This window comes from Aliikangiella litoralis (genome assembly GCF_052495765.1).
This window is the reverse complement of record NZ_CP199292.1, coordinates 171122-185460: the sequence shown is the minus strand read 5'-3', so window position 1 is coordinate 185460 and position 14339 is coordinate 171122. Positions and strand designations below refer to the sequence as shown.

Here is a 14339-nt window from a genome sequence, read left to right as displayed (position 1 = left end):
TAAATTTCTCGACGAAAACCATTTCGTTTAAATTTTTATTTACAAATTTATTTCAAACATTAAGCGATAAGTTCGAGGAGAACCAAGCATTAATTGATTAGCATAAATAAAACTGGGATTATTTTGATGCAAATAAAAAACATCTGACCATTGCACATATTCCTCATCCAAAAGATTGTCAACTCTTGCAGATAAACGATAATTATCAAATTGCCAAGCGGCAAATAAATCCGTTAACCAATAGCTTTTCATTGTGACGGTATTGGGGTTATCACCAAATCGATCACCGACATAATGCAGCGACGATCCAATTTCTAATGGTAGATCAGCAATATTGTGATAACTCAGCCAAGTATTGGCAGTCCACTCGGCAACATTAGGTGGTGTATTACCTGCCAATAATTCAAAATTTGCTGACTTTTTAAACTCAGCATTGGTATAAGCCGTATTGGCACCAAATCGCCAATGATCGTTAGGATGCATTGTTAAAGAAAATTCAAAACCGTTTGATGTCCGCCCGCCAACATTGGTGACACTATCCAGTGAAAAACGCTCAAAAATATCATCTCTTTCGATGTCATAATAAGCAATTGTCGACTCTGCCTTTCCGTCAAGCCAAACACTTTTTAAACCAATTTCCCATTGAGTTGCTTCGGTTAAATCAAAGTTTTGATTGGCATTAACCAGAAATATATTTGAATTAATTGGATCTTTAGCATTGCTATATTGTGCATATAAGCTTAAATTTTCATGTGGCTGATAAACCGTTCCGACTCTCCAGCTAGACCAGTTATAACTTCTATCGAAACCATTATTTTCTAAAACGCCTGAGGCATTGAAATTTTGTCTTTCGAGATCCATTTCATCATAACGCAGCGCAGTTACCAAGCTAAGCTTAGATGTAAATTGCAAAACATCTTCAACAAAAAAAGCTAAAGTATCAATCTGAGTAGGACTATTTCCTCGAATTTCTTCAGGACCATAACTTCCTGGTTGAGGATTATAAAGATCCACAGAATCAGTATCACTTAAAGGTGCACTTCTACGATAACCTCTTAAACGAGAGAAGTCTAAATCAACCACTTCAGCACCTGCAACAAAGCGATTTTCTAATTCACCAAACTGGGAAGTTAAACTAATTGTTAATCGATTTCCGATAAGATTTTGTTCATGATCAAGTAAAAAGTAACCGTAGTAACGTTGTACATCACCAATATTTTCACAAACATCGATCACCTCGGTACAATACACATAACCTTCAGCATTTTTCCAATAACGATCAGCATCAAATTGATAGGTCGTATTTTTCAACAAGACATCATCAGAAACATGCCACTCAAAGTCAGCTCGCAAAAATAATTGATCAGATTCTGCAACCGCATCTGCTACGTTGTAATTATTAAAACGGGTTGCTGCATCAAGTGTTTCTCCTTGCTGAGTAAAAACGACACCCGTTAATGGTTCTTTAGCCACACTTGTAGGCACAAGTGGTGTACCAAAATAACTACCAACATCATCTTCTAAATAGTCAGCACTTAATTTAAAAGAAAAAGATTCATTCATTTGCCAGAGTACACTAGCAGTTAAATTATGTGATGTTTGGTTAGTTTCCTTTACATAACCATCAGATCCATAATCACTTAAGTTGATATTGTACCAGGCAGAGTCATTAAAACTACCTTGAGCACCAAGACCAACATGATAAGAATTATATCGTCCATAAGAAGCTAACAAATCAATATTATCTTGGTTGTAAACTTGTGCCGTTTTAGTAATCGCATTAACCGTTCCAGCAACAGCACCCACGCCATTAATCACAGACGAAGGACCTCGTAGCACTTCTATTCTTTCTAGATTAAAAACATTTTGTGGCCGCATAACCATTGTACTCGGTCCTATCCACAAACCATCGCGTAAAACCGTTATTTGTCCACGAGAGAACCCTCGCATAGAAAATGTCGACGGCGCAGTTGGATGTTCTCCGGTTACTACCCCAGGTAAACTTTCGATTGCATCAGATAGCTTTTCATAACCTCTTGCCCGCATTACGGATTCATCTATCATTTCAATCGTGGCAGGTGTTTCCATTCCAGATAAATTGAGTCGACTTGCCGTTGACGAAGGATCCTTTAAACCTAACTCACCAATAGCATTACCAATAACAACAATTTTTGGCTCCTCTTTAGCGATTTCATCTTCCACTTTATCTTGTTCATCAGTTTTGTTTTCAGCAATACTGAAAGGTGTATAGCAAATCGCTGTACTTAACAACCCAGCAATAATAATGAGTTTATTACTCATAGACATAACAGATCCTTAGACACATAGTCACTCATAAAAATCACGCATTTGTTGCTCAAGTTAATCTTGCTTGATGCTTAAAAGCGCTTTGGTTAAACATTAAAAACATTGCTAGCGTACTCAATAAGCCCACACAGCAAAAAACAAACCAAGGAAGTCCTGGCATTTGATAAATGCTACTTATGTCAAATAACCAACCACCAATAAAATTACCTAAGCCACCACCAATAGCTAAACCCAAAGAACTGACTCCCATAAAGGTTCCCAATGCATTTTTGTTGGCTAGTGCGGCAGTAATACTTTGCTGTGTTGGTCTGGTTAACAAAACACCTAAAGTGAAAATAGCAATACAAACTAGAAATAAAGAAAAATTATTAGCCCATGCAATCATACCAATGGCAATTGACATAATTGCCATACCAAGAGTCAGAATTTGATGAGCGGCTAACCAACGTTCTAACCACTTAACTAATGGATATTGCAACAACACAGTAATTGCAGCGCTGAGTGCATACATCACACCAACACTTTCCTGATTTCCTGTGATTTTTTCAGCCCAAAGGGGAAAACTAATATTGACTTGCATAGCGGTAAACCAATACCCCATCATGACGCCAATAAAAAAAATAAACTTTTTATTTTTCATCACCAGATGAATATTATTCAATAACGATTCTTTCTCTTCATCAGGCTGCTTTTTTAAGCTTGGCAAAAGAAAAATAGCAATCAAAAAGTTAACTAAAAAACAGGCAGCCGCACCAAAACAAACGGCTTGAAAATCGTATTGCAATAAGGCAATACCTAATAATGGTCCAACCGTAGATGCGACACCACCGACCAAATTACTCAATAAATAATAATGTGAACGTTCTTTCTCATTAGTTAAAGTAATAATTGATGCTTGATAAGGTGCTTCAAATAATGCTCCACCTAGAGCAGAAATAATTAAAGCGAAAAATAGCAGCCAAGGAGAATTGGTCCAAGCTAACGCAGCAAAACCTACTGCTCTTAACAAAACCCCACAACACATAACAGGCTTAATACCAAAATGATCTGACATAAGCCCACCTAAAACAGTTAACCCTTGTTGTGTTAACTGACGTACCGCTAATGCGAGTCCAACCAATGTTGCAGTCATACCAACATTGTTCACAAAATGCACCGCTACTAAAGGCATCAGCATAAAAAAGCCTGTAACCATAATAAAGGTGTACAACAATAAAAAGCGCAATTCTTGTTGTCGCTTTTTATCAGACATTGTTATTGAACCAACCGCATTACTCACTCAACTTTCTCCTCAGCTCGATATAGATAAAGTGGAGTGGGTATTGCACTAAATTGAGAAAAAGGGAAAGGCTCGGCGCATACAGCTGATACACCATGCGATAAAAATCTGGGAATAATATTGCTGCCTGTTTGTGCGAAAAATACCAGTGGAATATTTCGTTTTCTGGCAGCACTTAAAATAGTATCAAAAGTGCCGTTACTTAAAGTCATTCCCGTAACAATTAAGTAGTCGGCTTTTTCAAGCAGTGGCTTCATATCCTGAGTCACAGCTAAACCATCTTGTGTCATTGACATATTAAAATCACAAGGCATACAAACCCCACCTTGCTTTTTAATGGCTGCCACCAATGGATTAACAACTCCAATTAAACCGACTTTTTGTTCAGGCTGAATATCAAGTAAGCTGACAATCGCTTCATCTCTAGCAATAGCTCGCTCAAGCGGTGTCCCCGAAGGCAACTCAAATCTGCTACTTAATGTAGACTCTTGATGTGGAAAAATAAATCCAAAATAAGCATCCAGCGCAGCAATTCTAATTGGTAGAGATTGACTATCTAATAGTTCAACCAGATTTTTTCCTGACACTTCTTGTGCCACTTCCGGCGATAGTTGTGATACTTCGACACAACACCCACCAAATGAAGTTTCTACTCTAAGTAGCAAATAATAATTACGATATTTCTGTTCAGTCCCTGGAAATTGAGTACTCTGACTAATCCAAAATGCACCGACAACATGCAAGCTTTCTGGGCTAACATCATAATGACCGTGTAAAACCTCTTGAATAAGATCATCAACACTTAGCGTTGGGGATTTAATCATGGTTTCCATTTATCTAGTCCCCTCTAACAACTCATCATGAACTAACTCATTAATTTGATCAGTATTGACTAAGTTAATTTGAATACGTGATAAAGCTTTTTCAGCAAATTCTCTAGCCCGAGCTCCATCTTGATCAACGGCTATTACATGACCAGCGTAACAAGCATTATCAATTGGTTTTTCTAACTGTCTACCAACCAGTGATTTAATATCTGATCGAATAACATTAGGATCACTTTGCAGTGACTCAACACCGCTAATCGATTTAACTAAACCAATTTCTTCAGGAACTAAAAACTTGATAGCAGCACTACCTTTTATATTGTTTAAATGGCTTAAATCAGGTTTCTGATTCAAAGCTAAATCAATATGAATCGATAACATATCAATACTAGCTACTCGCTGAATTAATTCAGCAATATAATTACCGCCAGGCCGCGGATTAATTTCAATAATTCTTAATCCATCGGGAGTTAATTTAACTTCTGTATGACTAATACCGTGATCATGTCCAACAGCATTGAGTACATCAATCACATACGATTCAATTCTTTCTACCATTTCAGGTTCAAGTTTCGCAGGAAACATATGACCATCTTCAATAAAGTAAGGAAAGCCAGTTAAGCTTTTATCTGTAATCCCAATAATGGTTGTTACGCCTTGATGAGTACAAGCTTCCACACTGACTTCTTCGCCTGTTAAATATTCTTCTAATAACCAAATCGGTTCTCTAATCTGATCTCTGAAATTATGGGTAAACGCCTCTAACTTTGAAAATGCTTGTTTTAGCTCGTCAACATTGTTCACTAAAGTAACAAAAGCACTAGAAGCTAGGTCTGATGGTTTGATGATTAATGGAAAACCGATTTCTACAGCACCGTTAATGGTTTCTTGCCAATTTTTTGCAATAACATATTTAGGATTAGGCAACCCTTCTTTTTCAATTGCTTGTCGAACTAAATGTTTCTGACACTCGCTTGAAACATTAGATGAAAAAGCTTGTGGTAGATTAAGTGATTGTGCAACTTTCGCGACAGTATCAATATAATAATCACAAATAGTTAATACACCATCAAAATTCAGGCATTGATGTTGTGCTTTTAAAAAATGAATTAACTCATCAATATTATTAGTTTCACAAGTTAATATGTGTTTTGCATTTTCAAATATTGGATGTGTTTTTTGTGAAATTTTATCCGCATAGTGTGCAGGGTTACGAGTGACAAAAGTATACTCATGCCCCAATTCTCTAATTGCTTTTGGTAGCAACCGTCCAGTTCCTTCAACCCAGTTTTCAATAATTAGTAAATGCGCCATCAGTGTTTTCCTTAATTAATTTTTTTCATCATTAATTGACTAGTATTAATCACCACATATATGATACGTTATAACATATCACAAAAAACAAGTCGAAGACAAGAATAAAAATCAATGAGTAACTTATTGGATAGGACAAAGCTTCATAGGACTTACATAGGAGATCAGTGAGTGGATGACTTCTCATCAATATTAAGAAATACATCACAGTTTAATCCCATAAAATCTGTTCAAGTCGGGATTTGTCGGGGGGCTTTAGGTGAATTATTTCAAGGACCATCAGAACATGCATCTGGTGAAATTGTCATTATCTCATCTTTAATACCACAATATTCACGCGTTTATTTTACACCAGTAAAAAAATTACATGGTTCAATAAAAGAATACAAAAAATATTTTTTAAACGATCCAGAACATCACAAAGCATTTCGGGCATTAGATATATTTTGCCGCTATAAAAACCTGAATTGGCCAGTTGGTCAATGGGAGTTTAATAGTGATTTAGAAGTGGCGCGAGGCATGGCAAGTTCAACAGCAGACATTGTTGCCATTATTCGCTGTGTTGCTAACTATTACAAAAAAAGTTTGAGTTTAAAACAACTACTTCAAATTTTATTTGAAATTGAACGTTCAGATAGCGTATTTCTTGAAACACCGACTTTATTTTGTAGTTCACACCATAAGATCATTCAGCAATTCAAAAAGTTTCCCCCTATCTATGCGCTATTTATGCATGAAAATAAAACAATTAATACCGATGATACTAAATTAATATTATTAGAGCATTATCAAAAAAATAGGCCACACTATTCTCGCCTATATCAAGACGTGATTGAACAGTTTACTCATCAAAACTCTAAAGCGATTTGTCAACTATCTACTCGAAGTTCAGAGCTATCACAAAAAGTAATGCCAAAGCTGAGCTTTCACGAGATTCATCAAAAAATGAAAGCCTTTCAAGCAGATGGCATTATTACTGCTCATACCGGTTCGGCTATTGGTTATTTATATTGTCAACGCCCAGATATAAAAATAATTGAGTCAGTCAGTCTTTTTTTTAAAAAGTTTGGCGGACATTGCAAACTAACGGAGATAGGATAATGATTTTTTCTCATATTGCTGATGCAATAAAAACCCCCCATATTATTCACTTAAAAGATAATCTTTATATTGCACGCTTTGAGTCAATGAAAGTTTATTCGACATTAAAAGCCGTAGAAACTTTATTAAATAAAAATCTTATACAACCACAAGATACACTGCTTGATAGTTCAAGTGGTATTTATGCCTATGCACTGGCGCTAGCTTGTCAAAAATATAATTTAAAATGTCACATTATTGCTTCAAAAACAGTCGACAAAACATTAAAAACACAACTGGAAATTATGGGTGCAACGGTTGAGCCCGCTGCGTCTGCGCCTAACTTAAAAATGGATCAAGAAAATCGGGTGAAACGTATTCAAGAAATTCTTAAACAGCGTTCAGATATTCATTGGATGCAGCAATACCACGACGATATCCATTACTTAGGTTACCAAGAACTTTCTAACTTAATTATTAATAGCTTCGATAGTCCGCAAATGACGATCGTTGGTGGTGTCGGCTCCGGATGTTCAACCGGAGCTATTACAACATTTCTTAGAGATGCCGGCGTAGAAGTCGAGCTACATGGTATTCAACCATTTGGTAGTATCACTTTTAATTCTCAACATATTGAAGATCCCGGTATTATTATTGCCGGAATCGGTAGCGCCATTCCATTTAAAAATGTACGTTATGAACTTTATGATCATATTCACTGGATTTCATTTGATTATAGCTCAGCAGGTGCGGTCAATTTGTTAAAAAAGCATGGAATTTTTGCTGGGTTATCGTCAGGTTCGTGCTACACAGTTGCCAACTGGTGCCATTCAAATTTTGATCATCCTTGTTTATTTATTGCTGCCGATATGGGCCATCGCTATCTTGAACCTGTTTTTCAAAACCCAAATAACGACCTCTGTTCTCAAGCTTTAGAACCAACTATAATCGACTCACTTAAACAAATTCAACTTCCTTGGAGTTGTATGAGCTGGAATAGAAATTCTCAATTAGAAACACTTCCCATCTCAATTAACGCCTAGCCAAATTATGAAAACAAATACGATAAAACCAATCCAACCTAGAGATCGCTTAGCCCAACTCGATATTATTCGCGGTTTTTGCTTATGTGGAATTCTTTTTGCTAACTTAGTGAGTTTTACTGGCTTTTATTCACTGAGTTTAATTGAAATTCAACAATTACCCTTTGTTGATAGAGCAACTCTTTTTTTGATCGATTGGCTTGTAGAAGGCAAATTTTACGCTATGTTTTCCATTTTATTTGGTGTTGGTTTTGCCTTGCAACACCAGAAATTTTCTAATATTGACCGGAATGAAATTCAAACTTCATTTAAAAACTTCTGGATCCGTAGAATGCTAGCACTTTTGCTATTCGGTTTATTACATATCTTTTTTATCTGGCATGGAGACATATTGACACTTTATAGCCTATTAGGTTTGTTACTATTATCTTTCTCATCTTTAAATCAACAAAACCTGCGGCGGTGGATTTACTTCTTATTTTCACTACCCATTGTAATTCATTTGATATTATACCTTTCAAACACTCACTGGTTCTGGTCAAGTTTTTCTCAAATAGTGTCTGAACTAAAAACATCATTAGGATATAGTAACCAAACATTGTTGGAATTAAGAACATCTAATCGGGTACAAGATGTGTTTTTTGCTAATATTATGAGTGCTATACCCAGGCCAATGAGTTATTTACAAACAGGAAGAATACCGGAAGTACTTGCCTACTTTTTAACCGGAATTTATCTAGCTCAGCAATATCTCATTCAAACTCATCATAAAGACTCTTTATTACAACTTCCTGGCAATAGAACATTGTTAAAATATTTAGTCAGTGGATTAATCATGAGCTTTGGCTACGCTTATATCAAAGCAATCACCGGCTCGCCATTTTCTACTTCGCTATTGGGTGTATTTCAAGGCGTGCTCTATCATATAGGCGCTATTTTCATCGCCTTAGCCTTACTAGGCTATCTATTCAAACCCTCTCAACTGAGTCATTCAATTTTAAAACCGCTAGCGGTTCTCGGTCGCTGTTCGCTATCTAATTATTTAGCACAAACCAGCCTTTGCGTTATTCTTTTCTATGGATATGGACTAGCATTGATGGGGCAAGTAGCATTTACGACTATTTTGGGCTTTGCAGTTGCAATATTAACCATTCAATACTACGTTAGCGCCTATTGGCTAAAACACTTCTCACAAGGGCCACTAGAGTTAATTTGGCGCAAAATGGCCTATACAGAACATCAACATAGTCCTTTACACTCTTCAAAAAACAGGCGTACATCTCCACTAAAAGGTCAATAACCACAGGTGGTAATAATTATTTAAACGCTAAGTTTGGGTGATAGGCAATAAATGCGTATAATCGATGTCGATATTAATGACTAGCACGTAACACCTAAACTTTATGCTGTATCGATTATTGCCCGGACAACTTATAGGAGCCCTCACATTACTTCTATATACAATTAACACCATTTTTTGGTTTGGACCAATATTAATTATTGCTTTCATTAAATTAATTCTTCCAATCAAAGCAATCACAGCATTCTGTAACTATTTACTTAACTTTTTCGCTTCCAGCTGGATTAGCATTAATACGCTGGTTAACAAGCTAACCAAACCAATTACCTGGGAAGTAACACTACCTGAAAATTTATCAACTAAAGAATGGTATCTGGTGGTGGCCAATCACAAAAGCTGGGTCGATATACTAGCGCTTCAACAAACGTTAAATGGCAAAATTCCATTTTTGAAGTTTTTTCTCAAACAAGAATTATTTTGGATCCCCGTACTAGGCATTGCTTGGTGGGCACTTGACTTTCCCTTTATGAAACGCTACTCAAAATCCTATTTAAAAAAGAATCCACATAAAAAAGGGAAAGACTTTGATACCACTAAAGAAGCTTGCGAAAAGTTTAAATCTATCCCTATTTCTATTATGAACTTTGCTGAAGGCACTCGCTTTACAGCAGAGAAACAGGCACGCCAAAAGTCACCTTACCAACATTTGCTCAAACCTAAATCAGGCGGAATTGGTTATGTACTGACATTAATGGGAGATGAGATTACTAAAGTACTCAATATCACCATTGACTACCCAGATAACCAACAAGCTTTTAGTTTTTGGGATTACCTCTGTGGACGAGTGCGTCGAATTAAACTCCATGCAGAGTTAATTGATACGCCACAATCAATAAAAGGTGATTATATTAATGATCCTAACAACCGCCGAGAGACTCAACAATGGGTTAATCGTTTATGGCAAGAAAAAGATGAACGTCTATCAAATAACGAACAAAATAATAGTTAATTTCTAAATAACTGAAGTAACAAGTAAACCTATTGCCAAATAGTAAAATTTGATAATCAATCAGCATTCAATATCACTCTTCAAAGCTGAGCATTAATATTTCTAGCAAAAAACAATAACAATCAGCCTCAGATTAAACATCTATACTACTTCTTTAGTTATCAAGGGCCTTGATTAAAAGCTCAGTGCCGGTTTTATTGAAGCAATTGCAAAAATAGCCAAAACAGATGCTAACGAAGCAACAAACGCAATCACTTTTATCTTTTTAGTTTTGCCACGCTTCAATGCAATAGTTCCTAAAATAACATAGGCAACCAGCAAAATGATTTTTGCAGTAATCCAATTAACCACAAAAGGATTAAGCTCTGACAACACAAGCAATACAATCGCTGCAACCAATAAAACCGTATCAATAATATGTGGTAAAATTTTACTGGGCTTAGTCTGAAGAAGTACACTGTTGGTTAGCATCCAATAGCCTCTCAATAAAAAACCTATTAATGAGAGTCCAGCTGCTGACATATGTATATGTTTAACTAATGCGTAGTATTCCACTCGATTTGTCCTTTAAATTTATTTTTTAAAGCTGATTTAAATTCTTCTAATTGCTCACAGGCAATATCAAAAGTTATATTGATGTTAGTTTGGTAATCCAGTTGCAAATTTTCAATCTGATAATCTTTTAGTAAATGCTGGCAATCTTTTAATTGAGCATAATCTAAATTCAAACTCACCGATTGATAGTCTATTTTTTCTTTTACCTTAAGGCTCTCTAGTGCGAGTTTAACACCGCCACCATAAGCTCTGGCCAATCCGCCTGTACCTAATTTAGTACCGCCATAAAATCGGGTACAAACCGCTATAATATCACCAATATCTGCATGCTGTAATACATTTAACATTGGTTTACCAGCAGTACCTGATGGCTCTCCATCGTCACTACAACCAATTAATGTCGTCGACTGTGGGTTACCGACAATATATGCCCAACAATGATGAGTTGCATCAGAGTAACTCTGGTTCAGCTGTTTTATAAAAGCTTTCGCCTCCTCAACCGTCGCAACATATCTGATTCGCGTAATAAATTGACTATTTTTAATGACCTCTTCAATATCAATTGAATCGGCAGGCACATTATATCCAGACATCAGTTTTTTGTAATGAAAAATAGCGAGCACACCTGTTTAGTATACTCTTTGAGTCAAACCAATTCACTTATAACTGCGCAAATGCTTCACGTGTTAAATTAAGCACCTTATTTTCTTGGATCACAATATTATCTTCAATTCGAATGCCACCATAAGGCATAAAGGATTCTATTTTGCTCCAGTTAAATGTATTACTATGCTCAGCATTTCTCTGGGCCTCTAATAATGTATCAATAAAATACAAACCCGGTTCAATGGTAAAAGCCATACCCACTTCCATATTACGTGTGCTACGCAAGAATGGGTGCTCCGCTGGCGGCGGATTCAACTTACCTGAGGAATCAGCAAATTGACCACCAATATCATGCACCTGTAGTCCAATTAAATGTCCTAACCCGTGGGGGAAAAAAGTTGCAGAAACGCCAGACTCCAACATCGCTTCGGGTGACATATCCACAAAACCAAACTGCTGAATAATTGCAGCAATTTTTAAGTGAGCATCTATATGCAAATCAAGATACTTTTGTCCCGTTTTGATTGAGTCAATACAAGCCAGCTGCATTTCATCCATAGCTTTAATTAAATCAGCAAATTCATCTTGCTGGTAAGCATAGGTCCGAGTGATATCAGAATGGTAACCATTAAATGTAGTGCCTGCATCAATCAAAAAAGACTTCATTTGTTTAGGTGGTTGTGACTGACACTCTGTGTAGTGCAATATCGCACTATGGCTATTTAACGCAACAATATTGCTGTAAGGCATTTGATGCTCAAGCATGCCAGTTGCTTCGACATAAGCCAGATGGATCTGTTGTTCACTTTTACCTTCACGAAAAGCCTTTTCAGCTATATGGTGAGCGAACGCCGCCTTTTCATTGGCTTGCTTAATACATGCAATCTCATAGTCACTTTTATAAGCACGCTGCCAGTAAATGGCATTTAATAATGCTTGAGGATTGTTTTTTGCCCGTGGTAGATTTGCAGTTATTTCCGTTGGCTCACCTAAAATAGCCACTTTATCGCTATCATCAGGTAAATAGCTGAGCGCTTCACCACGCATTGATACAATTTTTACATCAAAATGTTCTGGCCAAACACCTTGAGGATCAGAAGCTGGTGCATGCCAATAATCAACAGGCTGAAAATAAACCAACTTGGGCTTATCTTCAAGGCCAATAACCACATAGCTATGCGGCGACTCTGTTAGCGGCACATAAGTTCTAAATAAAAAGCTCGACTTAAATGGATAATCCATGTCATCCAAATAAATACGAATCGGCTCACCAGAAGGTATAATTAAATACTCCAAATCGTTTTGCTGCATAAGCTGACGATGGCGTGTAAGAAGATTTTCTAAATGCTCGGCATAAAGTGAAGATAAATTAGACACGTTTATAACTCCATAACATAGTTTTTATTGATCCATAAATAGACCCAACCTTGAATTGTTGGTCATCTTAATGCCTTTATGGTAGCTGTGCAATGATATATGGCGGGCCTACATAATAGAACTGTGTTTAACTATATATCACAAAGACTAGATATTTGGAGTTGTTTACCGTATAGCTAAATCACTATCAATTGGCATAGAGAAAAGTCAGGGATTATTGTCACTATTAAGGCGTCTGGCGCAGTGCATAGCCGCTCTATGGACAAGTCAGACAACGAAAAGAGCGGCAAAAGTAACGGCTTTTATTGTGACAATTTATAGTGATTTAGCTATATCAGCTTTACCATTAAATACTCCGTTATTGAACGTAGCCAATGGATTAGATAAACCTTTCCCCAAATCCAAATCATCCAATATAGTATTAATATTCACCTTTTTAAATACCAGTTTTAAATGATTAATTTCTTTTATTTACGTTCGTTCTGTGTTTTTAGTTTGAACATTATTGCTAGGTTCTCAATTTGCTCTATTCAATGGAAATGTCGAGTTTGATTTTTTTCTCCGAAATAACATGATAAATATATATTTCGACTCCGCTTAATTCGTCAGCAGTAACCAATAATTTATTATCACCAATCGTTTCTAACTCATTAATATTTTCAAAAATCAACTTTAAATTCTGTCCATTATAATCCGAGACATATAGGTCAACTTGATCTTTTTTATTTAAAAAACCATCTGAGTTACTATCTTGAGAGACAACAGAGTACAAATTTTTGTTTAAAATATAAGAGTTATCTTTATTAAAGCGTGCTGATTGGATATCGGTTATTAAACGATCGTTTTCAAATAACTTTAGTTTCGTTCCTGATTCAGAGACAAATAAAAGGTTTACAGTATTTCTTTCAATATAATTGCCACTATATAAATGAAGCAAGTTACTTTTTGATTCTTTCTGATTAAGATAAATATTCTCAGAAGTTAATTTTTTAACCGAAGGAATATCTTAACCAAAAGCGTATGTGTTGCTCCGAAAATAGTGCTAATCACAAGTACAATCAATATACACAAACGACTACAAAAAGTACCCAGTAATCGAATAATAATTACTCCAAGTATTAGCATTGTTGCTGGGTTTTAACCCAGCCTACAGACCTTATTAAGAATTGAAGTCAGTTCGAAAATATGATATTACCTTTATTCAATCCAAATTTCCGTCGCTTTAAAATACCCGTTTACATCACAAACACCTGTAAACCATACTAACTTTTCAGACATTTTCGCCGCAAGAGCCACACTTAGCATCGCATCTTTATCCAACACTTGAGTTGGTACGATATAAACATATTGAGCATTTGCACAAGCACCAGGCGCTGACCAAACCCCATCGGTTGAAACAAAATAATAGAATCCATCATCACCATCTATCTTAATTTTTGCTATTTTCTTAGCTCCTGTGGTATCTGCTAATATTGGACCCGAAAAAATTAAAAATAAAAATCCAGTCAATAGGGTACGTAAATTCATTGTTTTTCCTTCAAAAATATGACAATTTATTGATCGTAGCAAACGCCACAAATATTCGATTTTTTTAATAAGAGATTCTTCTATAGGCCTTCCAGCACATTTGGAATATTAATAA

General features: G+C 36.0%; 13 protein-coding genes. 4 read left to right on the top strand and 9 right to left on the bottom strand.

Annotation, left to right across the window (positions count from 1 at the left end; translation table 11 throughout):
* Positions 1 to 39: 39 nt before the first annotated feature.
* Genes ACT5E3_RS00945 through ACT5E3_RS00930 form a run of 4 tightly spaced genes read right to left on the bottom strand, consistent with a single transcriptional unit; the run spans position 40 to position 5727 of the window.
* Positions 40 to 2301, bottom strand: a complete 2262-nt coding sequence (locus tag ACT5E3_RS00945) for a TonB-dependent receptor (RefSeq protein WP_444996448.1) — start codon at positions 2299 to 2301, stop codon at positions 40 to 42.
* 55 nt (positions 2302 to 2356) lie between these two features.
* Positions 2357 to 3586 (bottom strand): MFS transporter, encoded by a 1230-nt coding sequence (locus ACT5E3_RS00940; RefSeq protein ID WP_444996447.1) that lies wholly within the window; start codon positions 3584 to 3586, stop codon positions 2357 to 2359.
* Positions 3583 to 4419: a Rossmann-like domain-containing protein gene (locus ACT5E3_RS00935; RefSeq protein WP_444996446.1), complete on the bottom strand. Its 837-nt coding sequence runs from the start codon at positions 4417 to 4419 to the stop codon at positions 3583 to 3585. The genes ACT5E3_RS00940 and ACT5E3_RS00935 overlap by 4 nt, the downstream gene beginning before the upstream one ends.
* Entirely contained in the window at positions 4420 to 5727 is a 1308-nt protein-coding gene (locus ACT5E3_RS00930) for an ATP-grasp domain-containing protein (protein ID WP_444996445.1), read from the bottom strand.
* 171 nt (positions 5728 to 5898) lie between these two features.
* On the opposite strand from ACT5E3_RS00930, the gene ACT5E3_RS00925 reads away from it, so the two are divergent.
* From ACT5E3_RS00925 to ACT5E3_RS00910, 4 genes are all read left to right on the top strand, one after another.
* The gene (locus ACT5E3_RS00925; protein WP_444996444.1) at positions 5899 to 6828 is read left to right on the top strand and encodes a GHMP family kinase ATP-binding protein; all 930 of its coding nucleotides are present in this window, start codon (positions 5899 to 5901) and stop codon (positions 6826 to 6828) included.
* Positions 6828 to 7850 carry a pyridoxal-phosphate dependent enzyme gene (locus ACT5E3_RS00920; protein ID WP_444996443.1) on the top strand — a complete coding sequence of 341 codons (1023 nt, stop codon included), beginning with the start codon at positions 6828 to 6830 and terminating at the stop codon, positions 7848 to 7850. Before ACT5E3_RS00925 ends, ACT5E3_RS00920 begins: the two co-directional genes overlap by 1 nt.
* A gap of 7 nt (positions 7851 to 7857) precedes the next feature.
* Entirely contained in the window at positions 7858 to 9150 is a 1293-nt protein-coding gene (locus ACT5E3_RS00915) for a DUF418 domain-containing protein (RefSeq protein ID WP_444996442.1), read from the top strand.
* A gap of 103 nt (positions 9151 to 9253) precedes the next feature.
* Positions 9254 to 10159 (top strand): acyltransferase, encoded by a 906-nt coding sequence (locus ACT5E3_RS00910; RefSeq protein ID WP_444996441.1) that lies wholly within the window; start codon positions 9254 to 9256, stop codon positions 10157 to 10159.
* 174 nt (positions 10160 to 10333) lie between these two features.
* Here ACT5E3_RS00910 and ACT5E3_RS00905 read toward each other — a convergent pair whose 3' ends face one another.
* From ACT5E3_RS00905 to ACT5E3_RS00885, 5 genes are all read right to left on the bottom strand, one after another.
* Complete coding sequence (locus tag ACT5E3_RS00905; protein WP_444996440.1) at positions 10334 to 10714, bottom strand: SirB2 family protein; 381 nt, start codon at positions 10712 to 10714, stop codon at positions 10334 to 10336.
* A complete protein-coding gene (locus ACT5E3_RS00900) occupies positions 10696 to 11292 on the bottom strand; it encodes a YigZ family protein (RefSeq protein ID WP_444996439.1) in 597 nt (198 codons plus the stop codon). Before ACT5E3_RS00900 ends, ACT5E3_RS00905 begins: the two co-directional genes overlap by 19 nt.
* A gap of 82 nt (positions 11293 to 11374) precedes the next feature.
* Positions 11375 to 12697, bottom strand: coding sequence for a Xaa-Pro dipeptidase (gene pepQ, locus ACT5E3_RS00895; protein WP_444996438.1), 1323 nt, complete (start codon positions 12695 to 12697; stop codon positions 11375 to 11377).
* 526 nt (positions 12698 to 13223) lie between these two features.
* Positions 13224 to 13634, bottom strand: coding sequence for a hypothetical protein (locus ACT5E3_RS00890; protein ID WP_444996437.1), 411 nt, complete (start codon positions 13632 to 13634; stop codon positions 13224 to 13226).
* Positions 13635 to 13894: 260 nt separating this feature from the next.
* A complete protein-coding gene (locus tag ACT5E3_RS00885) occupies positions 13895 to 14224 on the bottom strand; it encodes a hypothetical protein (RefSeq protein ID WP_444996436.1) in 330 nt (109 codons plus the stop codon).
* Positions 14225 to 14339 lie beyond the last annotated feature (115 nt).

Excerpts from the sequence above, each read along its gene's own strand:
- ACT5E3_RS00945 (WP_444996448.1), bottom strand. The coding sequence starts at position 2,301 with ATGAGTAATAAACTCATTATTATTGCTGGGTTGTTAAGTACAGCGATT.
- ACT5E3_RS00935 (WP_444996446.1), bottom strand. The coding sequence starts at position 4,419 with ATGGAAACCATGATTAAATCCCCAACGCTAAGTGTTGATGATCTTATT.
- ACT5E3_RS00930 (WP_444996445.1), bottom strand. The coding sequence starts at position 5,727 with ATGGCGCATTTACTAATTATTGAAAACTGGGTTGAAGGAACTGGACGG.
- ACT5E3_RS00920 (WP_444996443.1), top strand. The coding sequence starts at position 6,828 with ATGATTTTTTCTCATATTGCTGATGCAATAAAAACCCCCCATATTATT.
- ACT5E3_RS00915 (WP_444996442.1), top strand. The coding sequence starts at position 7,858 with ATGAAAACAAATACGATAAAACCAATCCAACCTAGAGATCGCTTAGCC.
- ACT5E3_RS00910 (WP_444996441.1), top strand. The coding sequence starts at position 9,254 with ATGCTGTATCGATTATTGCCCGGACAACTTATAGGAGCCCTCACATTA.
- ACT5E3_RS00885 (WP_444996436.1), bottom strand. The coding sequence starts at position 14,224 with ATGAATTTACGTACCCTATTGACTGGATTTTTATTTTTAATTTTTTCG.